The sequence below is a fragment of the Janthinobacterium sp. C22 genome (assembly GCF_057919405.1).
Genome location: NZ_CP193659.1, coordinates 6,609,548 through 6,633,106 on the forward strand (window position 1 = coordinate 6,609,548; position 23,559 = coordinate 6,633,106).

Below are 23,559 nucleotides of genomic sequence, written 5' to 3' on the forward strand. Positions count from 1 at the left end.
CCGCACCATTTTTGTGCAAAATCTGCGATGATAGTTGCCCAAATAACCGATTACCTCCATGGAATTCTGATGAAATACGCATCTGCTCACGAGTATGTCCAGCATGTCGCCGCACGCAATCCAGGTCAGCCCGAGTTTCTGCAAGCCGTCACCGAAGTCATGGAGAGCTTGTGGCCGTTCCTGGAACAGCACCCGAAATACGCGGAACAAGGCTTGCTGGAACGCTTGATCGAGCCGGAGCGCGTGGTGATGTTCCGCGTGTCGTGGGTCGACGACCATGGGCAGGTGCAAGTCAACCGCGGCTACCGCATCCAGCACAGCATGGCCATCGGGCCGTACAAGGGCGGCATCCGCTTCCACCCCTCCGTCACCCTGTCCGTGCTGAAATTCCTCGCCTTCGAACAGACGTTCAAGAATGCGCTGACGACGTTACCGATGGGCGGCGGCAAGGGCGGCGCCGATTTCGATCCGAAGGGCAAGAGCCCGGGCGAAGTGATGCGCTTCTGCCAGGCCTTCGTGAGCGAACTGTTCCGCCACGTGGGTTCGGATACGGACGTGCCGGCCGGCGACATCGGCGTGGGCGGGCGCGAAGTGGGCTATATGGCCGGCATGATGAAAAAGCTCAGCAACCGCGCCGATTGCGTGTTTACGGGCAAGGGCGCCAGCTTCGGCGGCTCGCTGATGCGGCCGGAAGCGACGGGCTACGGCACCGTGTATTTCGCCGAGGAAATGCTGAAGACGCGGGGCCGCTCGTTCGAAGGCATGCGCGTGTCCGTTTCCGGCTCCGGCAACGTGGCGCAGTACGCGGTGGAAAAAGCCATGGCCATGGGCGCGAAAGTCATCACCGTCTCCGATTCCAGCGGCACCGTCATCGACGAGGACGGCTTTACGCCGGAAAAGCTGGCCATCCTGATGGAGGTCAAGAATCATCTGTATGGCCGGGTCAGCGACTACGCAGAACGCACGGGCGTGCGCTTCGAGGCGGGCGTATCGCCATGGCATGTGCCGGTCGACATCGCCCTGCCCTGCGCCACGCAAAATGAACTGAACATCGACGATGCGCGCCGTCTCATCGCCAATGGCGTGCAGTGCGTGGCCGAGGGCGCCAACATGCCGACCACCATCGAAGCGGCCAAGGCTTTCGAAGCGGCCGGCGTGCTGTATGCGCCGGGCAAGGCCAGCAATGCGGGCGGCGTGGCGACTTCCGGCCTGGAAATGAGCCAGAACGCGGCCCGCATATCGTGGCCGCGCGAGGAAGTCGACGCGCGTTTGCTGCAGATCATGCAAGGCATCCATGCCGCGTGCAAGCAATACGGCACGCGCGCCGACGGCACCGTCAGCTACGTCGATGGCGCGAATATCGCCGGCTTCGTCAAAGTGGCCGATGCGATGCTGGCGCAGGGTGTCATTTAGAGCACCTAACATAACCTACTGCGCGTCGCGATTTGCGGCCTGCGATGCTCACTGTGCATGCGCACAGTTGCGCTTCAGCCGCAACTCGCTGCCGCTCGCTACGGTTCTGTTAGGCGCTCTTAGGCGTAGGTCGGCTTAGCGCGAAGCGCGTAAGCCGACACCACCGCAAGCGTCAACAATGTTGTCGGATTACGCACGGCATAGCCGCGCCAATCCGACCTACAACATCTCGGGCTTCATCAGGCTCTTGCGGCTGATCGTGCGGCCCGACACCATGAACTCGCCATTGCCCCGGTAGTGCAGGGTTTCGGGCAGCTTGGGCGAGGTGGCCACGTGGGCTTTCACGCACTCGAAGATGAAGAAGCCGCCCTTCGGGTTGCCCGCCACCTGCGCCAGCTTGCATTCGAAGTTGGCGTAGCACTCGGCGACCAGGGGCGCGCCCACCAGTTCGGCCGGCTGCGGTGTCAAGCCGAAGGCCGCGAACTTGTCCGTGTCTGCGCCGCTGCAATTGCCGATGGCGACCACCTGGTCGACCATGTCGGCCGTGGGCAGGTTGATCACGCATTCCATGCTGCGCTTGATCATTTCATGGCTGTGATTCGCGTCGGAAATGAAGCAGCCGAGCAAGGATGGGGTAAATTCCATCAGCATGTGCCAGGCCATGGTCATGACGTCGCTCTCGCCCTGCCACGTTGAAGTGACGAGCACCACCGGCCCCGGTTCGAGAAAGCGGCGGATATCGGCGACGGGATAATCTTCTTTGTGATAATTTTTCATGCAGTCTCCAGGACGCGTTACGCCATAGCATAGCCCAACGGCGCCTTCGCGGGCGCGCGGCTGGCCGATGGCGGCGTGTCATCCACGCCGCGATTTGCGCCGCTCATCGCAAATTTCTCCACCTTGGAGATGTTGCAACATAGAATACACTGATCAACTACTCAAGGAAACCGCCATGCGCCCTCTGTTCCTGTTGTCAGTCCTGTCCCTCGCCTGCCTTTCCACCCTCGCGCATGCCGACGAGCAAACCCGCACGGTCGCCGCCTTCAACGCCATCGACATCCGCGGCCCCATCAGCATCGAAGTGGAATCGGGCAAGGAGCAAAGCCTGCTGCTGCGCGGCGACCAGAAATTCCTCAGCGGCGTGATCACGGAAGTGGTCGACGGCGAACTGAAAATTTCCATGAAGGATAAAGATATCAAGAAGACCGAGGGCGACCCGCGCATCATCATCACCATGCCCACCTTGCGCAAGCTGATCGCGGAAGGCGCGGGCGAGAAGATATTGACCAAGCTCAATGGTCCACGTGTCGACATCAGCTACAAGGGCGCGGGCCGCCTGGCCGCCGATGGCCAGGTCGACTGGCTGCGCCTGAAGGCGCAGGGCGTGGGCGAAGTCGATACGAAAGCCTTGCTGGCGAAAAACGTCGATGTGAATTTCGAAGGCATCGGCTCCGTCAAGGTGTATTCCTCGGGCGAGCTGAACGCCGTGGTGCGCGGCATGGGCGAACTGACGTATTACGGCAAGCCGAAGATCGTGCACAAGTCGATCGCCGGCATCGGCAGCGTCAACGCCGCCAAGTAAGCTTTTCCATAAAAACAAGGCCATCAGGCCACTGGAGACCGCATGACCGCTTTACAAGATACCGACGCACCGCTGGTGCTGCGCGAAGAGCAGGATGGCCTCGTCACCCTGCGCCTGAACCGTCCCCTGCAATTCAATGCCCTGTCCGTAGCCATGCTGGCCGCGCTGCAGGAAGCGTTCGATGCCATCGCGCAGCAGCCGCACGTGCGCTGCGTGGTGCTGGCCGCCGAAGGCAAGGCGTTTTGCGCGGGCCACGATTTGCGCCAGATGCAGGCCACGCGCCAGCTTGATTATTATCAAACCCTGTTCGCGCAATGCTCGCGCGTGATGCAGGCGATTCAGGCCTTGCCCGTGCCCGTGATTGCCCGCGTGCACGGCATCGCCACGGCGGCCGGCTGCCAGCTGGTCGCCAGCTGCGACCTGGCCGTGGCAGGCGCGTCCGCCCGCTTTGCCGTCTCCGGCATCAACGTGGGGCTGTTCTGCGCCACGCCGTCCGTCGCCCTGTCGCGCAATGTGTCGCCCAAGCGGGCCTTCGACATGCTGGTGACGGGCCGCTTCATCGACGCCGACACGGCCGCCGACTGGGGCCTGATCAATGAAACGGTGGCCGACGCGGCGCTCGACGAGGCCGTGGCACGCCTGGCGCAGCAGATCATGGCGAAAAGCCCGACGGCCATCCGCTACGGCAAGGCCATGTTCTACCGGCAGCGCCAGCTGCCGCTGGACGAGGCGTATGCGTACGCGGGCGACGTGATGGCGCGCAACATGATGGAAGAGGATGCGGAGGAAGGCGTCGCCGCCTTTTTAGAGAAGCGGCCGCCCGGCTGGGCGCAGCCTTGAGTACCTGACCGAACCTACTGCGCGTCGGTATAGGCAGCCTGCGATGCTCACCGTACTTCAGTACGGTTGCGCTTCTCGGCTACCTCTCCCTTCCGCTCGCTACGGTTCTGTCAGGTACTCTTGGACTGCCTGGTCTTAACGACTATCCTTCATCTGCTGCTGCACGGAAAGACTCAAGGTCCCCAGGTCTTCCTTGCCCAGCAGCGGCAATTGCGCCAGCAGCTGGGCCAGGGCCGAGCTGCCCGTCACGTCCAGCTCGGACGACTGCACCAGCACCGTGCCGGCGCCCGTGAAGTCGATCTGCTTTTCCTCGCCCGACAGGGTAAAACCCGTGAGCGCGCCGGCGGCCGAGGCCCAGCCCTGCACGTGGGCATAGTCGTAGTGGTACGAGGGGCTGGGGCAATCGGCCCAGCCCAGCACGGCCTGCTCGTCCACGCGGCACGGCAACTCGAGGAAATGCACGGGGCCGTTCGACGAGGCGATCACCTTGCCCGTGCCTATCATGGTGAGATAACCGGGCAAGGTCGATTCCTGGCAAATCACATCCTTCGTAAAACCCAGCAGGTTTTTCGCGCGGATGGTCATGTTGGCGTTGTCCAGGTCGTAGCACGCCAGGTCGTTGCCGTTGTCGCCCAAAATCAATTGGCCCTGCCCTTGCGCCACGACAAAATGGTGCACGTATTTCGGTGCATTGAAGGCATTGCGCACGATCAAGTCGAGCACACTGCTGCCCATGGCTTCGAAGCGCAATTCGCCATAGAAGGCGATCATCTTGCCCTTGCGAATGAAGATCTGTTCCTTGACGTCGATGACATACGAAAAACGGTTCAGGTTATCGTTCTTCGGCAAGGTATCGGGATTGTAAATCGTCATGGCTTACCTTTCGCTCGCTTGGATGTAGACCGTGCCCTGGCCCGTAAACTTCACCTGGTACGATTCGCCGGACGCCTGGCCGACAAAGGTTTTCCAGTTCAGGTCCGTGACGATGGTCGAGCTCAGCTGGCCCGTGTGGCCGATATACGCTTGCGGGTCGACAAAGACGGGCACGTCCGGCGTGACGGGCAAGCCGATGGCATTGCCGTCGGACAAAATCGCCACCTCGCCCGTGCCTTGCAGGGTGGTGGTAAACAAGCCCTGGCCCGAGGCCATGCCGCGCACCACGCCCTGCACGCCGCCCTGGTTGCCGAGGAACATGGTACCGGCCGTCAGGCGCGCATCGAAGGCCAGCAGGGAGTCGCTTTCCACATAGAAAGTTTCGCCGCGCACGGGCACGATGCTGACGAACAGGCCGCCCTGCGCATAAAACACGCTGCCCGTGCCGCGCGCCGACATCAGGGCATAGCCCTCGTTCGTGACGGCGCGCATGGCCAGGCTTTGCACGCCCTGGCCGGCCAGGAAGGAGCGGCTGAACGCCACGTCGCCCTGGTAGGACACCATGGCGCCCTTGCGGGCGAACACTTCTTCATTGCCGAGTTTAACCTCAAGCATCTTTTCATTGATCTGCTGATAGACAGGCATGACGGGTCCTCGCTGACTTAACGTTCGGCGGGCTGGATGAACACCACGCCCTGGCCTGTGAATTTGTGCTGGTACGATTCGCCCGAGCTCTGGCCGATCATGGTGCGCCAGTTGACGTCGAAGACGAATTCCTGGCGGATATCGCCCTTGAAGCCGACGAAGGCGTCCGGGTCCACGCGCAGCGGGTGAGAAGGCGTCACTTCCAGCATGATCAGGTTGCCGCGCGAAATGACGGCCAGATTGCCGTGGCCTTCGACGGTGGTGGAAAACAGGCCCTGGCCGGAACTGGCGCCGCGCAGGCCCGCAAAGCTGGTGCCCGTCTTCAGGCTCGTGTCGTAGGCCAGCAGGCTGCTGCTTTCGATGGTCAGCTTTTCGCCGGCCAGCGCCATGACGGTGATCTCGGCCGCGTTCTGCGCGAAAAACACGGTACCCGTGCCGGCGGCCTGCATCACCTGCATGCCTTCGTTCGTCACCTTGCGCTTGAGCGCGCCAAAGATGCCCTCGCCGCCCAGCAGGGATTTTTCAAATTTGATGCTGCCCGTGTAGGCGACCATGGCGCCGGCAATCGCCAGCACTTTTTCATCCTGCAGGCGCACTTCCAGCAGGCGGTCGGTATTGGTGCGGAAACTGGTCACGCGCGACTCCCCAAGAATGCCAGGGCACAAAGCCATGGCTATCCGACAAGATACCGGGGGCGTTACCGCCATGCAAGTGCTATTCCTCCCGAACGGGGGAATCTATAAAAAAGGCGTGCCCGGAGGCACGCCTTGCGTTCACGCAAAGAACGGTTTATTCAGCCAGCACCGGCCTGGCGCCGCGCGCGTTCTGGAACAGCGGCACGGGATCATTGGTATTGACCTCGACCACCGTGACGCCCTGCACCACGCCAGCGACCTGGTAGCCGACGGCGCCCAGGTGGCGCTTGCCTTCGGCCAGGTTGGACCAGCTCAGCGAGACAGACGCGGTGCCGCCCACGTAGGCCGTGCCCGGCATCAGCGCCTTGAAGTTGCCGTTGTTCAAGCCGGGTGCCAGCACCCACGACGACAGGGTGTAGTCGGCCTGGCCGTTTTGCGGCGCGAAGCCGATCACGCACACCTTGTACGTGCCGGCGGCGGGCAGGCGCAATTCCACTTGCTCATTGGAACTTTCGTTGCCGCTGCTGCCGACCAGCACATTGGCGGCGTTGTAGACCTCCATGTCCATGTCGGTATTCGCGCCGCCCGTCGTTTCCGCGTCGTAGGTGGCAAAGCGCGCCGCCAGGGTACCGGCCGGGACCACCACGTTGTGCACGTTCACGCCCGTGGCGCCGCCCGCCTTGCAGGCGGCCGATGCGGCAGCGCCCGTCGCGGCCTGGCCGATCGTGCGCGACTCGCGCACGGCTTCGACCAGGCCCGACTTGACGCCCACCAGCGCGCCCGTGAAGCCCGTGCCCAGGGTCAGCACCTTGCTGCCCGTGGCCGCTTCACTGCTGACCAGTGGAATGGCGGCCAACGAGGTGCCGCGCGCCGTCAGCGGGCTGCGCACCGTGTGCGTGCCATCCGTCCAGCTCAGGGCGCCGTAGGTCCAGGTATTGGCCGGCGCCGTGGTGCGCGTCAGCTTGACCTGGTACTGGCCCTTGGCGCCCGGCGCCAGGCTCAGGCTCGTTGGCGTCACCGCCACCGTGTAGCCGGGCAGGCTGGCCGAGACGTTGTAGACGGCGCTGCTGGCGCCCACGTTGGTCACCGTGCGCGTCAGTGTCTGCGTGCCCAGCACGTTGGCCGCCGTCAGCGACGCCAGGTTCAGGTTGTAGGCAGCAATGGTGCCGACGGCCTGGCAGGTGGCGGCGCTGTAGACCTTCAGGTTCAGGCCGCACAGGAAGCGCGCATAGTCGATTTCCGACACGTCGTACACGAGCCCGGGATCGGCCGCGCTGTTCGGCGCGATATGGCCGGCGCCCTGGCCCCACGGCAGCTGGCCCGAGTTCTTCGCCGTGGCATCCCACGACACGGAACCGTTCAAGCCATCGGAATACGTGCTGAAGGCCGTCGTCATCAGCGCCGACTTGATGGCCGCGGGCGACCAGCTCGGGTGCTGCTGCTTGAGCAGCGCCGCCACGCCGGCCACGTGCGGACTGGCCATCGAGGTGCCGGAATAGAAATCCCACTCCGCCACGGGCGCCGCGCCGCCGGCCGCCACCGCATCGCGCTGTGCCGGCGTCAGGTCGGCCGTCACGCCGGCCAGGATGTTGGTGCCGGGCGCGGACAGATCGGGTTTCAGGATGTTCGCGTTGGCCACGTTCGGCCCGCGCGAGGAGCGGTCGCTGACGATCGGCGCCTGCACCGTGGTGTCGGCGATGGTGTGGATTTCGCCCAGTGCCGCCGTACCGTCCGGATTGGCCGCCATGAAGGCCTTCAGCGCGTCGCCCTGCGCCTGCGCCAGGTGCACGGTCGACAGCACGTGCGCCTGGTTGATGATGGTGTTGGCGCCGCCGGCCACGTTGGCGATGACCACGCCCGCCGCGCCCGCCGTCCTGGCGTTCGCGCTCTTGTTGACCAGCACATTGCCGCCACGGTCGCACACGAGCACCTTGCCCGCCACTTTCGCCGGGTCCAGATAAGCCGAGGTGGCATCGGCCGCGCCGTAGCAGCGCAGCAGATTGACGTCCGTCGGCGGCACGCCGGCCAGGCCCGCGTCGCGCGAGCGGATCAGCGGCAGCGCCGGCGTATTCGCATTGCTCGACGCGCCTTCCAGCTTGCTGCCGTTGCTGAGGATGACATTGCCCGCGTACAGGCGGTTATGCGTGGAATTGGCCACCGTGGCCAGCCACGGGCTGATGTGCGAGACGGGCGCCGGCACGTCGGGCGCGGGCGTGGCCGGGCCGGAATTGCCGCCGGAGGTGGCGACGAAGACGCCGGCCGCCGCGGCGCCGAGGAAGGCGACTTCCGTCGGTTCGTCGAAGGCGCCGCCGCCCGCGTTCGGGCCGATGGAGAAGTTGATGACGTTGACGCCATCCTTGACCGCCTGGTCGATGGCGGCCACGCTGTCGGCCGTGGCGCAGCCGTTGCGACCCGTCGACGCGACCGTCCAGCAGACTTTATAGGCGGCGATGCGGGCGCGCGGCGCCATGCCGGAAGCCTTGCCCAGCGACACGCCGTTCGAGGTGGCGATGGCGCCATTGTTGCCGCCGGCCGTGGACGCCGTGTGCGTGCCATGGCCGCCATGCCCCGTCAGGCCGGCGACGGAATCGCGCGGCGACAGGAATTCCGTCCAGTGCAGCGCCGACGTGGAGGCGCGGTAGTAGCGCGCGCCGATCAGCTTGTTGTTGCAATTCTCGGCGCCAAAGCCTTCGCCCGTCTGGCACGTGCCCTGCCAGCTGGCCGGCGGTGCGCCGTACACGACGTTGCTGCCGCTGTGGCTGGGCACGCCGTTCTCGTCGAGGCGGTCGGCAAAGGCCGTGTTCTCGGGCCAGATGCCGCTGTCGACGATGCCGATGATGATGTCTTCGCCCGCGTGCGTCTTGCCGCCCAGCTGTTCCCACAAGCCGCCCGGCTTGTCCAGGCCCAGGAAGGTGGGCGTGTAGCTGGTGTCGAGCTGCAGGATGGAGTCGGCGCTGATGCTGGCCACGCCACTGTTTTTCTTCAGGGCCCGCACTTCATCGTCCGTCAGCAAGGCGGAAAAGCCGTTGAAGACGACGCTGTACTGGTGCGTGATTTCGGCCGCGCTGACGGTGCCGGCCACGGCGGCCTGCTTGCTGTCGAGATAATTCAGATAGGCCTGCACGTCAGCGGCGCCCACGTTGATGCGCGCGCCCGGGGCGGGCTTGGTGGCGGCCAGGCCGTCGACCTGGCCCGTGTAGGTGGCGGCCGGCTTGTCGACCAGCTGCACGATATAGGAACGGCGTTCCTGCGCCTGTGCCGCTTGCGCCAGGCCGGCGGCCAGCAGGAGGATAGCGAGGGAAACGGGACGTAATTTCATCTCACGCTCCTTGCACGGTGAACGCGGCGAACTTGCCGCTGCGGCGGCGCGACAGCATGCCGATGGCGCCCAGGCCGGCCAGCAGCAGCATGTAGGTCGACGGTTCCGGCACGGCGCTGATGTTGATGTTGTCCAGCGCAAACTGGCCCTGGTTAAAGGCGGGGAAATCGATGGAATTGCTGCACACGCCAGTGTCATTGAAAATGCAGGCGTTGAAGGTCAGGCCCGTGAAGGCGTAGTTGCTGAAGCCGCCCAGCAGGGAAGCGCCCTGGAAATGGTAATTGCCATCGCTGCCCTGGCCGGGAAACGCCAGCGAGGTGCTGACCACCTGGCCGTTGCTGAGGGTGCCGCTCAGCTGCAGTTCGCCCCAACTCTGGTTCGGCAAGCCGGAGACGGGCGCGATGAAGGAATAGTCGAAACCGGCCAGGCTGAACGCCTGGCGGTCTGCACGCGCGAAATTCACGCCGCCATCGTTGAGGATGGCCAGGTAATTGCCGGTGGCGCCCTGCGGGCAGGCGGCGATATCGCACGACGAACCCACGCGGCCATCGAGGATGGCGCCCACGCCGCTGACGCCGCCGCCGGCCGCCGTGGTCGGGTCGGCCAGGAACAGCAGGTTGTAGCTGGACGTATTGAGCGTCTGGCCGCTGGCGTACACGTCGGGACGCAAGCTGTCGAAGGTCAGGACATCGGCCATGGCCGGCGCCGAAGCGAGCACGGACACGGCGGCCAGTGCGGCCAGGACGGTTGAGCGGCCGCGGGTAGCGGACCGATTGGCGGTGGCGGGCGATACCCGCGCTTGTGATAGACGATTCATTCTATTCCCTTGATTGTTGTGGATAGATAGGTCGGCAGGTCTGGCGCCCGCTTTCAGCTTTTTCACAAAAGTGTCAACAAATATAGCAAATCGCATAAAACAAATATCATATTTTTAATATCATTTATTTATTTTTTATCTAAGCCTGCGAAACTTTGTTTTGTTTTATCTATGGAAGCTTGAGGAATCTCAACGTTACATTGGAACAACAATGCCTCGCACTGCAGGCGTGCGCGCCAGCGTGCCGGCGCAACTTCAGATAAGCTCGAAAACCGTGCCTGCGGCCAGCGCAAGCGCGTAGCGTCACATCGCGGTACACCTGTTCCATCCTGGAACAGTCATCCCCTCCCCTGCCCCGCATGACGCCCGCCCCTGCGCCGATGGCATGAAGCTTGCACAACAAAGAGATCGACCGTGCTCAGGGAGCAGCATCATGGAACACCATCAACTCGCCGGCAGCGGCCGCGCAGGCACGCGGACGGCCCGGCGCATCCTCGTGTGCTGCGCGCTGGCACTGGCTTTTTCCTGCTGGCCGTCAGGCTGGACCTGGCCGAACGGCTGACGCACGCGCTCTGGCGCCAGGAACACTGGCAACTCGATGAACTGGCCCTGAGCCTGTTGCTGCTGGCGCTGGCGCTGGCCGGCTTTGCCGTGCGGCGCGGGCGCCAGGTGGCGCTGCTGCTGGCGCAAAACCGCGCCCTCACGCAGCGCCTGCTGCGCGCGCAGGAAGAGGAACGCTGCGCGCTGGCGCGCGAGTTGCACGATGAAGTGGGACAGGACTGCACGGCCATCCGCGCCGCCGCCAGCTACATCCTGCGCGCGCGCGACGGCGACCAGGCGAACGTGCAGGCGTGCGCCGCCAGCATCGCCCGCTCGTCGGAAGCGCTGCACGCGATGGTGCGCACGATGCTGCGCCGGCTGCGCCCGCCCGTGCTCGACAGCCTGGGATTGGCGCCGGCCCTGCAGGCGCTGTGCGACAGCTGGGCCCAGCAGCACGGCATCGCCTGCCATTTCGCGCCGCACGCCATCCCCGCCAGCCTCGACGACAGCACCGCCACCGCCATCTACCGCCTGGTGCAGGAAGGCTTGACGAACGTGGCGCGCCACGCGGGCGCCGACCGTGCCACGGTGGAATTGCGCGCCGATGCGCACGGCGTGCTGCACCTGGCCATCGAAGACAATGGCCAGGGTTTGCGCCAGGACAAAAGGGAAGAAGGCGGTTTCGGCATGCTGGGCATGCGCGAGCGCGTGGCCGGCTTGCGCGGCCATATCCGCTGGATCAGCGCGCTGGGCAGCGGCTTGCGCATCGAAGTGGCGATGCCGCTGGCGGCCGGTGCGGCATGAACGCAGCCATGACCCCGATCCGCGTGATGCTGGTCGATGACCATCCGGTGGTGCGCACGGGCTACCGCCGGCTGCTGGAACAAGGGGGCGACATCGCCGTCGTGGCCGAGGCCGGCAATGGCGAAACGGCATATGCCCTGCACCTGGAACAGGCACCCGACGTCTGCGTGACGGACTTGTCCATGCCCGGCATCGGCGGCCTGGAATTGCTGCGCAAGCTGCTGGCCCGCGATGCCGGCGCCCGCGTGCTCGTATTTACCATGCACGACACGCCGCAGCTGATCGCGCGCGCGCTTGATGGCGGCGCCTGCGGCTTCGTCAGCAAGCAGGCGGACCCGGAACACCTGGTCGACGCCGTGCGCGCCGCCCACGCGGGCCGCCGCTACCTCGATCCGCACAGCGCACCGGGCGTGCTGCAAGGCACGGCCCGCATGGAAGCGGACCGTTTGAGCAGCCTGAGCCAACGCGAATTCGAAATCTTCCGCCTGCTGGCCGAAGGCCGCAGCGCCGCCGACTGCGCCCGCCTGCTGCACCTGAGCAGCAAGACGGTGGCCAACCACCAGACCTGCATCAAGGAAAAACTCGACGTGCCCGGCCCCGCCGCCCTCGTGCACCTGGCGCTGCGCAATGGCGTCATCGAGCACGTCCAGCCTTAAAACGCGTAGCGCAGACCCGCATTCACGCTGCGCGGCGCACCGGCCGCATAGAAGGTCGCATTGACCATCGGATAGTCGCCGTTCACGGCGGGCAGCGGCCGGGCGGAAAAATTGCCGTTGGCGTCGAAGCCGGTGGCGCCCAATTGCGCCGCCGTCGCATATTTGCGGTCGAACAGATTATTCACTTGGGCAAACACGCTCAACTGCGGCGTCAGCTGGTATTTCCCGCTCAGCTCGACCACGGCGTAGCCGCCGCTCTTGCCCGCGCCCAGGTACGCTGGTCCGCCCGCCTGGTGCCGGTTGTTCTCGTTGCCGCGCGCATAGGAACTCGACACGGCCGTCATGGCCAGACCCACCGTCCAGTCGCGTCCGCCCTGAACATCCACGTGCGCCTTCAGGATATGGCTCGGTGTCAGCGGTATGCGGTTGCCGGGCGTGATGACGATATTGCCTTCCAGGCCAGGTGCGTCCGCATCGCTGCTGCTGTTGGCGCTGCCGTTGACGAGCTCCCGGCTTTGATACGTCGCCTGCAGCCACGTGTAGTTGACGCCGAAGTCCAGCGCGCCCGCCTTGCCGTCCAGCGCCAGCTCCACGCCCTGGTGGCGCGTCTTGCCGAAATTCTTGAAGTAGCCAAAACCGGCCTGGTTGTCGGCCACGAACAGGATATCGTCGTGGTTTTCCGCGCGGAACAGGCCGGCGCTCCAGCGGGCCACGTCGCCCCATGGGCCGCGCACGCCCGCTTCCCACGTCTTGGTGACCACCTGTTTCAAGGGCGGGTCGCCCGCCATGGCGTTGGGCAGGCGGCACGGGTTTTCCGGGTCGGCGCAGCCGAGTTCGATGGCCGTCGGCGTGCGGCTGCCTTCGTTGTAGCCAAGATAGGCGCTGGTGCCGCCGGCCGGCGCATAGGCCAGACCGATGGCGGGATTGAAGCGGCTGAAACGGTGGTCGCCGTCGAGCGAGCCGCTGCCGCCGCCCGGCGTGATGGCGTCGCGGTTGCGCACGGTGCTGCGGTTGTAGCGGCCGGAGATGGTCAGGGTCAACGCTTGATTGAACGCCATGCTGTCGCTTGCATACACGCTCCACGTGCGCATGCGCCCGCTCAAGTCGACCCGGTTGTCGACGGGTGTGCCATCGTCGTCGATCTGCGTACCGTCGGCAAAGAAGTCGACGGGCGTGATGCTGCGGTCCGGGTTCAGGTAGCCGAACTGGCTGGTCTGGCGAAAGGTGGCGTGGCTGGCATCGAAGGCGGCGCCGGCCGTGACGGCATGGCGCGCGCCCGCCGCGTCGGCCAGCGCGGTGAGCTGGCCCGTAAAACCATAGTTTTCCTGCTCGGTATGGCTGCGGTTGAGCATGCCATTGCACTTTTCGGCCGGTTCATCGTTCAGCAAGACGTTGGCGATGCAGCGCCATTTCGGGAACGGCGTATTCGACGCGTTCGCCCCGCTGGCGGGAAAGCCCGTGTAGCCGGCCGCCGCCAGGGCCGCCCGTTCGGCCGCGCCGGGCTGGTAGACGGACTGGTCGAGCGATTCGTCGTTCAGGTCGCCATTGAAGGTGTGCGTGTCGATCTTGCGGTAGTACACATTGCCGGACAAGAGCAAGCCGGCGCCGGCCTGGTGCTTGCCCGTCAGGTTCAGCAGGGTCGACTTGTTCTGCGTCAAGTCCGGCTTGGTGTAGACGCTGCGGTAATCGCGCGCCAGCATTCGCTGCTCCTGCAAGCCGTTGCCCGTCAGCGCATTGTCCGCGTGGGTCACGGTGACGGCGATATCCGTGCGCGCATCGCTCCAGCCCAGCTTGCCAAACACCTGGCGTACGTCCGATGGGGAATCGTCGCGCCAGCCGTCTTCCCTGAAGCGGTTGCCCGTCACGTACCAGTGCCAGCCCTGCGCATTGCTGCCGCCATGTTCGACCTCGACGCCGCGACGTTGATCGGAACCGAGGCGCGCCTCGACGGCTGTGCCGGGATTGCTCTTGCCATCCTTGGTCTGCAGGGCCAGCGCGCCGCCCAGGGTGTTCAGGCCGAACAGGGGGTTCGAGCCGGGCATCAAGGTCAGCGAGGCGATGGCCATGCGCGGGATCAAGTCCCAGCTGACGACGTCGCCAAACGGCTGGTTCAGGCGCATGCCGTCGAGGTAGATGGACAAGCCTTGCGGCGTGCCCAGCAGCGGCGAGGCCGTATAGCCGCGGTAGCTGACGTCGGGCTGGAACGGATTGTTCTGCACTTCATTGACATACACGCTGCCCAGGTTGCGGCGCAGGAAGGCGGAAATGTCGAGCGCGCCGCTGCCGGCGATCTGCTGCGCACCGGCCGTCTGCACGGGCGCGGCGAAGGTATCGCGCGGCTGCTCCACGGTGGGCAGCGGCATGCTGCCCGTGATGATAACGGTGGGCAAGTCGTACGCCAGCTCTAGGCTGGCAGGGTCGGCAGCTTGCGCCTGGCACAGCGCCATGGCGGCGGCGGCGAATAAGGTCAGTCTCATGCAGGTCCCCGATTTATCGTGTTTTTTATTACTGCCCAGTATCGGACAGCCACCATCAATGAACTAGGGAAAAACTCCCGCCGTGCGGGGAAGGGGTCACAAAGTCAACGCTGCAAGGGCAGGTAGCTCTGCTTGAGCTGGCGCAAGACAAAGCTCGATTTGCTGTGGCGGATGCCGGGAATTTTATACAGGCGCTCACGCAGCAGGCGTTCGTAGTCGCGCGTGTCGCTCACCGCGATGCGCAGGTAGTAATCGTAGTCGCCGGACACAAGAAACGCTTCCAGCACTTCCGGGATCATGGCCAGCGCGTGGCCGAATTCAAACAGGGCCTGGTCGGAATGGTCGTCCAGGGTGACTTGCACGATGACGGTATCGGCCAATCCCACCTTGGCCGCGTTGACGTTCACCGTATAACCCTCGATGACGCCATCGTCTTCCATGCGCTTGATGCGCGCCCAGCATGGCGACGAGGTCAGGCCCACCTTGGCGCTCAGGTCGTGCAGGCTGATGCGGGCATCCTGCTGCAGGGCCGTCAGGATGGCGAGGTCGAATTTATCCAGTTTCATTCTGTTAATTCCTTATTTCACAGCAAATTTTGCTGAATACTGCATTCTATACGAGAAAACCAGCAGCCTTTTCTGCCGCATCAGGCAGAAAATAAGGCCATGAAACCCGATCCCTCCCCCTCCTCGCGCGCGCCTCCCGCAACGGCGCCAGCACCCTGATCGACACCCTGCTGGCGCTGGGCGTCGACACCGTCTTCGGCTACCCGGGCGGCGCCGTGCTGCCCCTGTACGACGCGCTGCACGCCCAGCCGCGCCTGCGCCACGTGCTGGTGCGCCACGAACAGGCGGCCGTGCACGCGGCCGAAGGCTATGCGCGCAGCACGGGCCGGCCCGGCGTCGTCTTCGTCACGTCCGGTCCCGGCATGAGCAATACCACCACGGGCTTGCTCGACGCCCTGTGCGATTCGATCCCCGTCATCTGCATCAGCGGCCAGGTGGCCACCACCAGCATCGGCACGAACGCCTTCCAGGAATGCGACGCGCTGGGCATTTCGCGCCCCGTCACCAAGTGGAACCGGCAAATCCGCACGGCCGATGAAACGGCGGCCGTCGTGCGCGAAGCGTACGCGCAGGCCACGCAGGGCCGGCCCGGCCCCGTGCTGGTCGATTTCCCCAAGGATCTGCAACTGGCGCCGGTGCAGGAAACGACGGTGCTTGCCCCTGCCACGCCGGCCCCGGTGCCGATGCCGGCAGCCTCCGATCTCGAACGGGCCGCCGGCCTGATCGCCGCCGCCCGCCAGCCCGTGTTCTATGGCGGCGGGGGCCTCATCAACTCCGGCCCCGCCGCCTGCGCCGCCTTCGGCCAGCTGGTGAAGCTGGCGGCCGCGCCGTGCACCCTGACCTTATTGGGCCTGGGCGCCTTTCCCGCCTCGCATCCGGCCTTCCTGGGCATGCTGGGCATGCACGGCACACTGGAAGCGAACCTGGCCATGCACCATGCGGACCTGATCGTCTGCGTCGGCGCCCGCTTCGACGACCGGGTGACGGGACGGCTGGATGCCTTTTGTCCGAACGCAAAGGTCATCCACGTCGATATCGACCCGGCGTCGATCGGCAAGGTGGTGCGCGCCGACGTGGCCCTGCGCGGCGATTGCGCGCCCGTGCTGGCGGCTCTGCTGGCGCAGCTGCGCGGGCGATTGCTGGCGGACCGTCAGCCGTGGTGGCAGCGCATCGATGGCTGGCGCGCGCAGGACTCGCTGGCGTTCGACGACACGCCCGACGTCATCGCGCCGCAGGCGCTGATGCGCCGGCTGCAGGCGGCGCTGGACAGCATGGATGGCGGCGACGCCATCGTCTCCACCGACGTGGGCCAGCACCAGATGTGGGCGGCGCAGCATTTGCGCTTCGAGCAGCCCCGGCGCTGGCTGACCTCGGGCGGCGCCGGCACCATGGGTTATGGCTTGCCGGCCGCCATCGGCGCGCAGATCGCCCATCCGGATGCCTGCGTGGTGTGCGTCAGCGGCGACGCGTCGATCCTGATGAATATCCAGGAACTGGCCACGGCCGTGCAGCACCGCCTGCCCGTGAAAGTGGTGCTGTCGAACAATGGCTACATGGGCATGGTGCGCCAGTGGCAGGAACTGATACACGGCGGGCGCTACAGCCACAGCTACACGGAGGCGCTGCCCGATTTCGTCGCCCTGGCGCGCGCGTTCGGCTGGCAGGCGCACACGGTAAGCCGGCGCGAGGAGCTCGACGCGGCATTGACTACCTGCCTGGCATCCGAGGGCCCGTACTTCCTCGACGTGCGCGTGCACGGCGCGGAAAACTGCTTCCCCATGATGGCGCCCGGCGCGGGGCACCATGAAGTGACCTTATCCAAGGGCAAAATGTACAGCGGACGGTAGGTCGGGTTAGCGAGGCAACGCCTCGCGTAATCCGACACCGTCACCGCCCGCGCCAACGATGTTGTCGGATTACGCTCTACGAGCTAATCCGACCTACGCCAGCTTTCCCATGATGACGCCCGGCACGAGGCGCCATGAAGCTGTCTTATCAAGGGCAAAATGTACAGCGGACGGTAGGTCGGGTTAGCGAGGCAACGCCTCGCGTAATCCGACACCGCCACCGCCCGCGCCAACGATGTTGTCGGATTACGCTCTACGAGCTAATCCGACCTACGCCCATATCCGGTAGATCCAGTAGCTTTCATCTTCCTTCATGGCGCGCGCCAGTTCCGTGGGGCTCAAGCCCGTGATTGCGCGCGTCTCGCGGCAGAAATGCGCCTGGTCGGCGTAGCCGCCGCTGGCGGCGACGTCGGACCAGGACGCCGTGCCCTGCAGGATGGCGCCGCGCTCGTCGAGAAACAGCTGTTCCGCGCGGCGCATGCGGCGCAAGGTGCGCATGGGCTGGCCGGCCCAGGCCTTGATGCGGCGCTCGATATGGCGCGCGCTGCTGGCCAGGCCCGTCGATGCGGCCTGCACGCCCAGGCGGCGCACCCAGTCCTGGATGGCGCCGGCCGGATGGTCGCCGCTCTTGCGCGCCAGCTGCCAGCGGGGCGCGAGAAAATCCTCCACCAGCCTGACGCGGGCCTCGTCGTCCGGCGCGGCCAGCACGGCGTCCGACAGGGCCAGCCAGTCGGCATCGAACAGCGCGCCCAGGGGGCGGAACTGGTCCAGCAAGGCATCCATCGAGATGCCCGTCAACGCATGCAGGGCGGCCGGATAAAACATCACGATAAACGAATGCACGGGGCCGGGGTTGTAGCTGACCAGCGGATACGAACGGGGGCCGCCGAACAGCGCGGGCGGCATGCGCACGTCCGGCAGCGACAGGCCCGGCGCGGCCGCTTCCACGTGGCCGGCGACGGTCCAGACGATGCTGCACATGGGCGCGGCGGGAAAGCGGTTCAGGCGCTGGGCCGGCGGCAGGGGCGCGCAGCCCGTGGTGTCGCGCACGAGCATGGCGCGCACGCAGGAAGCGAGCGCGGCGCGCGGTGCGATCAAACGGGTCAGGGGCGTATGGGCGGCAGGCATGGCGACGATTGTACCGGCAAAGCCGGGCGCCGCACGATGTCGTATTCGTTCAAGACGCGGGCGCGCAAGCGCGCTACAGTGATGTCATTGTCGCCATCCACCAGGAGTCCGCCATGCCCCCGCTCGACCATGCCGCCGCCCCCGCCGTCGCCACGCCCTTGCGCCAGATCCGCCGCCTGCCGGGTCCCTTCGCCCTGCCCATCATCGGCAACAGCCTGCAGCTCAAGCTCACGCGCATCCACCGCGACGTGGAACAGTGGGTACAGCGCTACGGCCCCTTCATGCGCGCCTGGTTCGGCCGCACCCTGGTGCTGGTGGTGGCCGACAGCGAGGCCGTCGGCGCCGTGCTGCGCGACCGGCCCGACGGTTTTCGCCGCCCCCTGAGCAGCTCCGTCGTGTCCGAGGAAATGGGCGGCATCCCCGGCCTGTTCCTGGCCGAGGGCACGGAGTGGCGCAACCAGCGCCGCATGGTGATGGCCGGCATGGCGCCGGGCGCCATCAAGGCCTACTTCCCCGCGCTGGTGACGGTGGCGCAGCGCCTGCAGCGGCGCTGGCATCTGGCCGCCACGCAAGGCCAGGCGATCGACCTCGATGGCGACCTGAAACGCTACACGGTCGACATCATCGCCGGCCTGGCCTTCGGCACGGAAGTCAACACGCTCGAATCGGGCGAAGACGTGATCCAGCGCCACATGGACGACATCCTGCCCGCCGTGGCGCGGCGCAGCCTGTCCATGTTCCCGTACTGGCGCTATGTCAAGCTGCCCATCGACCGCCGCCTGGACCGCGACGTGGCGGCCCTCTCCGCCGCCGTGGCGGACCTGGTGCAGCAGGCGCGCACGCGCATGGCGCACGACCCGGCGCGCCGCGCGCATCCGCCCAACCTGCTCGAAGCCATGATCGCCGCCGCCGACCTGGAAGGCAGCGGCGTGACGGACAGCAACGTGGCCGGCAATGTACTGACCATGTTGCTGGCGGGCGAGGATACGACGGCCAACACGGTGTCCTGGATAATTTACCTGCTGCAACGCCATCCGGCATGCCTGGCGCGGGCGCGCGAGGAAGTGCGGCGCCTGGCGCCCGACACGGCCCACTTCACCATCGAGCAGATGGATAGCCTCGATTACCTGGGCGCCTGCGCCAGCGAAGCCATGCGCTTGAAACCGGTGGCGCCCTTCCTGCCCGTCGAGGCGTTGCGCGACACGGTCATCGGCGACATCGCCGTGCCGGCCGGCACCCTGGTCTGGTGCGTGATGCGCAATGACACCGTATCCGATGCGCACTTTCCCGACGCGCAGGCCTTCCAGCCCGAACGATGGCTGGCCGACAGCGGCGAGGCGAACAACAAGCGCGCTTCGATGCCCTTCGGCGCCGGCTTGCGCACGTGCCCGGGCCGCTATCTGGCCTTGTTGGAAATTAAGATCGCCATGGCCATGCTGCTGGGCAGCTTCGACATCGCCGGCGTCGACACGCCCGATGGCGGCGAGGCGCAGGAACTGATGGGTTTTGTGATGTCGCCCATCGGCCTCGCCATGCGCCTGGCGCGGCCGCAGTGATACCATGGGGGCAATCTCAGTTAACGTGCTTTCCCCATGCAAATTCACCTGGAATCGCCGCAGCAAGCGGACGTGCAAACCCTGATCGCCGAGCTTGATGCCTATCAACAAACGCTGTATCCGGCCGAGTGCGTCTACTCGCTGGACCTGGCATCGTTGCCGCCGGACACCCTGCTGTTCGCCGTCGCCCGCGATGCGGCGGGCACGGCGCGCGCCTGCGGCGCCATCGTCGTCACGCCCGATTTCGGCGAGCTCAAGCGCATGTATGTGCACCCGGACAGCCGCGGCCTGGGCCTGGCCAAGCGCCTGCTGGCACTGCTGGAAGAGCAGGCGCTGGCGCGCGGCTGCCGCTTGCTGACGTTAGAAACGGGCATCCACCAGCCCGAGGCCATCGCCCTGTACGCGCGCCACGGCTACCAGCGGCGCGGGCCCTACGGCGGCTATCCCGACGATCCATTCAGTGTCTTCATGGAAAAACCGCTGCGGGCGGCCGCATGAGCGCCCCATCCGACAGCCTGCTCGACATCCGCGCGCGCCTGCGCGCCTTTGCCGCCGAGCGCGACTGGGACCAGTTCCACACGCCGAAGAACCTGGCCATGGCCCTGTCCGTGGAAGTGGCGGAACTGGTGGAGCACTACCAGTGGCTGCCCACGGGGGCGGACGCCGAGCTGGACGAGGCCAAGCGCGCGGGAATCCGCCACGAGCTGGCCGACGTGCTGATGTATCTGGTGCGCCTGGCCGACAAGAGCGGCGTCGACCTGCACGCGGCCGTGCTGGAAAAGATGGCACTGAATGCGCAGAAATACCCGGCGCAGCAGGTGCGCGGCGATGCGCGCAAATATAGCGAGTACTGATAGGCCCACCCGTGCGTGGCTGCCGCGCAAAAAGCGTAGCATCAAACCATGCGCATTCCTCTCTCCCTGCTGCTCGCCGGCTTGCTCGCCGGTCCACTCTCCAGCGCTGTTGCGCAGGCGCAAACCGCGCCCGTGCCGCAGGTCAAGGTAGACGCCACGCGCGACCCCGTCGACAAATCCTACCGCAAGATGCTGCAAGGCGTGGATCGCTTCGAGCGCGACCATGCGCTGGCGCCGCAGGCCGTGCTGCGCTTTCGTCTGCTGCCGCGCCAGCCCGGCGTGGACATGAGGGGCGTGCAGCTGCGCATCGCGGGCGACACCGTCAGCATCCCGTTACCGCTGGCCGAGGACAACAGCTTTGCTCCCGTGCGCAATGCACAAGCGGTGCGCGAAGACGCCGTGCTGATCGCCAACCGCAAGGCCACCACCATGAGCTGGCGCGCGCAGGTGATCACGCCCGGCTTGCCGCCCGGCACGCGGCGCCTGGGCGACTTGCGCCTGGAATGCCGCGCCGGCATGGATTCGGGCCTGATCTCGAACGACCCGCAAATCATCGCCTGGCTCTCCAGCATGCTCTACAGCACCGACAAGGTCTGCTCGCAGCCGGACGGCAATTATCTGTTCTTTACGGAGCGACCCCTGTTCGGCGTGACCCTCGTGCATGGCGAACGCCGCCTGGCCCTGCCGTTCGCCATGCTGTACGCGGGCGGCGAACAGACGCCCGCCTCGCTGCCCTATTGCGATTGCCAGGTCTTGCTTGACCGCACGTATTACGCGCCCCTGTGGGATGCCAGCTGGCCCGACGATACCCTGCTGGAATTTAACTATATGGACGAGGTGGCGCCATGAAATGGCTGCTGATCGCCATGCTGGTGCTGCTCACCGCCTGCTCCGGCACGCGCGCCTTGCAGGCAAGCAAGAATGTGCCTTACGCCACCCTGGAACAGACGGTGCAAGTGGGCAGCAGCACGCGCGAGCAGGTGCGCGCCGCGCTGGGCGACAGCACATTGATCCGCTTCGACAGCGGCAAGGAAGTGTGGATGTACACCTACCCGGCCGCCTCGGGCACGCCGGGAGAATATGTGATTCTGTTTGGCGGGGATGGGGTGGTGAAGAAGGTACGCAGCGGGGAAGTGTATCGGGTACGGAAGTAAAACCCGCCAACGGTGCGCTGGCGGGATGATCGTCTTAGCGTGCCTTCAGCAAGGCCCGCGACGCGACGCCAGCGCCCACGCTGCGCCCCACGCCGGCAGCCTTGCGCTTGGGCGAGGCCTTCAATTTGAAGATGCCGATCGACTGGGCCACGCTCTCCGTGCGCTGCGCCAGGCTGGTGGCGGCGGCGGCCGCCTGCTCGACCAGGGCCGCATTCTGCTGCGTGATGCCATCCATGTGGATGACGGCCTGGTTGACCTGGCCGATGCCCTGGTTCTGCTCGCGCGTGGTCGAGGAAATCTCGTCCATCACTTCCGTTACCCGGGCCACGGAGGCGATCACTTCCGTCATGGTGGCGCCCGCATTGCTGGTCAGCACGCTGCCCGCATTCACGGTGGCGATCGAATGGTCGATCAGATTCTTGACCTCTTTCGCCGCCGTGGCAGAACGCTGCGCCAGGCTGCGTACTTCGCCCGCCACGACGGCGAAGCCGCGGCCGTGCTCGCCCGCGCGCGCCGCTTCCACGGCCGCGTTCAAGGCCAGGATGTTCGTCTGGAAGGCGATGCCGTCGATGAGGCCGATGATGTCGAGAATCTTGCGCGACGAAGAGCTGATCTCGTCCATCGTGGTGACCACTTCGCTGACGATGGTGCCGCCCTTGGCGGCGACGGTCGATGCCTGCGCCGCCAGGTCGTTGGCCGTGGCCACATGGTCGGCGCTGTTTTGCACGGTCGACGTCAGTTCTTCCATGCTGGCCGCCGTCTGCTCCAGGCTGGAGGCCTGCGACTCCGTGCGGCTGGACAAGTCCATATTGCCCGTGGCGATTTCCGCCGTGGTGATGCGGATATCCTCGAAGTTGGCGCGCACGTCGCCGATGATGCTGTGCAAGTTGATGTTGGTCTGGCGCAAGGCTGCCATCAATTGACCCATGTCATCGTCGCGCACCTTGTCGATGACGCCCGTCAAGTCGCCACCGGCCATCTTGCGCGCCACCGTGATGGCGTCGCCCAGCGGCGCGACGAGGGAGTTGTGCAGGTGCGCCCAGAAATACAGCATCAGCGCCACGGCGGCAGCAGCAGCGCCGCTGAGCCAGCTGCGCGTGGCCGTGCTCGTGTCGCCGTCGATATTCCACACGGCGCAGCCGAGGATGGCCAGCACCACGCCAAAGACGATGCAATGCAGGGCCAGGTCTTGCGACAGGGTCAGCTTGCGCCACTCGGCCAGCTTGGCGGCCCAGCCCTGACGCACGACGCGGCCATTGCGGATCGCCAGGTTCGCGCTATTGCCGTCTTTAAAACTTTTATACAGGGCTGCCGCTTCGTTGATCTGCTCGCGCGTGGGCTTGGTACGCACGGACATATAGCCGATCGGGCGGCCGTTTTCGATGACGGGCGTGATATTGGCGAAGACCCAATAGAAATCGCCATTCTTGCAGCGGTTCTTGACCATGCCGGTCCACGGCATGCCCGTCTTGATGGTGTCCCACAGGTCGGCAAACGCTTCGGCCGGCATATCGGGATGCCGCAGGATATTCTGTGGCGCACCCAGCAGTTCCATTTCTGAAAAACCGCTGACCTCAATGAAATACTGATTGGCGTAATTGATGTTTCCCTGTAAATCCGTGGTGGAAACAATCGTCATGCCTTCATTTAATACGTATTCATTTTGCGTGATAGGCGTATTGACCCGCATCGTCGCTCCTCTATTTTTTTCAACTAGCATAACAAAAACATAAAAACAATATACCACATCAAGCACCCATGATATATCGCCTCGGCGACAGTGACGCTGGTCAAACAATTTAATAAAAATCAATTCATTTATGTTTTAGAATTTACTTTGACTCAACTTGATT

At 65.3% G+C, this 23,559-nt stretch carries 20 protein-coding genes and 1 pseudogene; 11 read left to right on the top strand and 10 right to left on the bottom strand.

Going from position 1 to position 23,559, the window contains the following annotated elements; translation table 11 throughout:
- Positions 1–69: 69 nt before the first annotated feature.
- Positions 70–1,413, top strand: a complete 1,344-nt coding sequence (gene gdhA, locus ACRHIG_RS31065; RefSeq protein ID WP_475414895.1) for an NADP-specific glutamate dehydrogenase — start codon at positions 70–72, stop codon at positions 1,411–1,413.
- Positions 1,414–1,632: 219 nt separating this feature from the next.
- On the opposite strand, the gene ACRHIG_RS31070 is transcribed toward gdhA, so the two are convergent.
- Positions 1,633–2,190, bottom strand: a complete 558-nt coding sequence (locus ACRHIG_RS31070; RefSeq protein ID WP_489628980.1) for a flavin reductase family protein — start codon at positions 2,188–2,190, stop codon at positions 1,633–1,635.
- A gap of 175 nt (positions 2,191–2,365) precedes the next feature.
- Between ACRHIG_RS31070 and ACRHIG_RS31075 the strand changes: the two genes are divergently transcribed.
- Together ACRHIG_RS31075 and ACRHIG_RS31080 are read left to right on the top strand one after the other, a co-directional pair.
- Entirely contained in the window at positions 2,366–2,995 is a 630-nt protein-coding gene (locus tag ACRHIG_RS31075; RefSeq protein ID WP_070305483.1) for a head GIN domain-containing protein, read from the top strand.
- 42 nt (positions 2,996–3,037) lie between these two features.
- The gene (locus tag ACRHIG_RS31080) at positions 3,038–3,835 is read left to right on the top strand and encodes an enoyl-CoA hydratase (RefSeq protein ID WP_489628981.1); all 798 of its coding nucleotides are present in this window, start codon (positions 3,038–3,040) and stop codon (positions 3,833–3,835) included.
- A gap of 135 nt (positions 3,836–3,970) precedes the next feature.
- Here ACRHIG_RS31080 and ACRHIG_RS31085 read toward each other — a convergent pair whose 3' ends face one another.
- The 5 genes from ACRHIG_RS31085 to ACRHIG_RS31105 form a co-directional block, all read right to left on the bottom strand.
- Positions 3,971–4,708: an AIM24 family protein gene (locus ACRHIG_RS31085; protein ID WP_489628982.1), complete on the bottom strand. Its 738-nt coding sequence runs from the start codon at positions 4,706–4,708 to the stop codon at positions 3,971–3,973.
- Between the two features lie 3 nt (positions 4,709–4,711).
- Entirely contained in the window at positions 4,712–5,353 is a 642-nt protein-coding gene (locus tag ACRHIG_RS31090; protein ID WP_101483726.1) for an AIM24 family protein, read from the bottom strand.
- 17 nt (positions 5,354–5,370) lie between these two features.
- Positions 5,371–5,988, bottom strand: coding sequence for an AIM24 family protein (locus tag ACRHIG_RS31095; protein ID WP_489628983.1), 618 nt, complete (start codon positions 5,986–5,988; stop codon positions 5,371–5,373).
- A 154-nt stretch (positions 5,989–6,142) separates the two neighbouring features.
- Complete coding sequence (locus ACRHIG_RS31100) at positions 6,143–9,307, bottom strand: S8 family serine peptidase (protein ID WP_489628984.1); 3,165 nt, start codon at positions 9,305–9,307, stop codon at positions 6,143–6,145.
- Between the two features lies 1 nt (position 9,308).
- Positions 9,309–10,124: an NF038120 family PEP-CTERM protein gene (locus ACRHIG_RS31105; protein ID WP_489628985.1), complete on the bottom strand. Its 816-nt coding sequence runs from the start codon at positions 10,122–10,124 to the stop codon at positions 9,309–9,311.
- A gap of 498 nt (positions 10,125–10,622) precedes the next feature.
- On the opposite strand from ACRHIG_RS31105, the gene ACRHIG_RS31110 reads away from it, so the two are divergent.
- Together ACRHIG_RS31110 and ACRHIG_RS31115 are read left to right on the top strand one after the other, a co-directional pair.
- Positions 10,623–11,468 (top strand): histidine kinase, encoded by an 846-nt coding sequence (locus ACRHIG_RS31110; protein ID WP_489628986.1) that lies wholly within the window; start codon positions 10,623–10,625, stop codon positions 11,466–11,468.
- A gap of 8 nt (positions 11,469–11,476) precedes the next feature.
- Positions 11,477–12,124, top strand: a complete 648-nt coding sequence (locus tag ACRHIG_RS31115) for a response regulator (RefSeq protein WP_489628987.1) — start codon at positions 11,477–11,479, stop codon at positions 12,122–12,124.
- On the opposite strand, the gene ACRHIG_RS31120 is transcribed toward ACRHIG_RS31115, so the two are convergent.
- Positions 12,121–14,601, bottom strand: coding sequence for a TonB-dependent receptor (locus tag ACRHIG_RS31120; protein WP_489628988.1), 2,481 nt, complete (start codon positions 14,599–14,601; stop codon positions 12,121–12,123). The two genes, ACRHIG_RS31115 and ACRHIG_RS31120, sit on opposite strands and share 4 nt — an antisense overlap.
- A 104-nt stretch (positions 14,602–14,705) precedes the next feature.
- A complete protein-coding gene (locus tag ACRHIG_RS31125) occupies positions 14,706–15,167 on the bottom strand; it encodes an Lrp/AsnC family transcriptional regulator (RefSeq protein WP_070217690.1) in 462 nt (153 codons plus the stop codon).
- Positions 15,168–15,298: 131 nt separating this feature from the next.
- Here ACRHIG_RS31125 and ilvB point away from each other — a divergent pair.
- A pseudogene (gene ilvB, locus ACRHIG_RS31130) lies at positions 15,299–17,014 on the top strand (biosynthetic-type acetolactate synthase large subunit); the annotation flags it as partial.
- Between the two features lie 270 nt (positions 17,015–17,284).
- On the opposite strand, the gene ACRHIG_RS31135 reads toward ilvB, so the two are convergent.
- Positions 17,285–18,142, bottom strand: coding sequence for a helix-turn-helix domain-containing protein (locus ACRHIG_RS31135; protein ID WP_489628989.1), 858 nt, complete (start codon positions 18,140–18,142; stop codon positions 17,285–17,287).
- Between the two features lie 113 nt (positions 18,143–18,255).
- Between ACRHIG_RS31135 and ACRHIG_RS31140 the strand changes: the two genes are divergently transcribed.
- The 5 genes from ACRHIG_RS31140 to bamE are packed head-to-tail and all read left to right on the top strand — an operon-like array spanning position 18,256 to position 21,706.
- Complete coding sequence (locus tag ACRHIG_RS31140; protein WP_489628990.1) at positions 18,256–19,698, top strand: cytochrome P450; 1,443 nt, start codon at positions 18,256–18,258, stop codon at positions 19,696–19,698.
- A gap of 36 nt (positions 19,699–19,734) precedes the next feature.
- Positions 19,735–20,196: a GNAT family N-acetyltransferase gene (locus ACRHIG_RS31145; RefSeq protein WP_475414882.1), complete on the top strand. Its 462-nt coding sequence runs from the start codon at positions 19,735–19,737 to the stop codon at positions 20,194–20,196.
- Positions 20,193–20,552: a nucleotide pyrophosphohydrolase gene (locus ACRHIG_RS31150; protein WP_489628991.1), complete on the top strand. Its 360-nt coding sequence runs from the start codon at positions 20,193–20,195 to the stop codon at positions 20,550–20,552. Before ACRHIG_RS31145 ends, ACRHIG_RS31150 begins: the two co-directional genes overlap by 4 nt.
- A 48-nt stretch (positions 20,553–20,600) precedes the next feature.
- Positions 20,601–21,401 carry a hypothetical protein gene (locus ACRHIG_RS31155; RefSeq protein ID WP_489628992.1) on the top strand — a complete coding sequence of 267 codons (801 nt, stop codon included), beginning with the start codon at positions 20,601–20,603 and terminating at the stop codon, positions 21,399–21,401.
- A complete protein-coding gene (gene bamE / locus ACRHIG_RS31160; RefSeq protein ID WP_489628993.1) occupies positions 21,398–21,706 on the top strand; it encodes an outer membrane protein assembly factor BamE domain-containing protein in 309 nt (102 codons plus the stop codon). The genes ACRHIG_RS31155 and bamE overlap by 4 nt, the downstream gene beginning before the upstream one ends.
- Before the next feature lie 34 nt (positions 21,707–21,740).
- Here the strand turns inward: bamE and ACRHIG_RS31165 are convergent, their stop codons facing one another.
- Positions 21,741–23,396 carry a methyl-accepting chemotaxis protein gene (locus ACRHIG_RS31165; RefSeq protein WP_489628994.1) on the bottom strand — a complete coding sequence of 552 codons (1,656 nt, stop codon included), beginning with the start codon at positions 23,394–23,396 and terminating at the stop codon, positions 21,741–21,743.
- Positions 23,397–23,559: the final 163 nt, after the last annotated feature.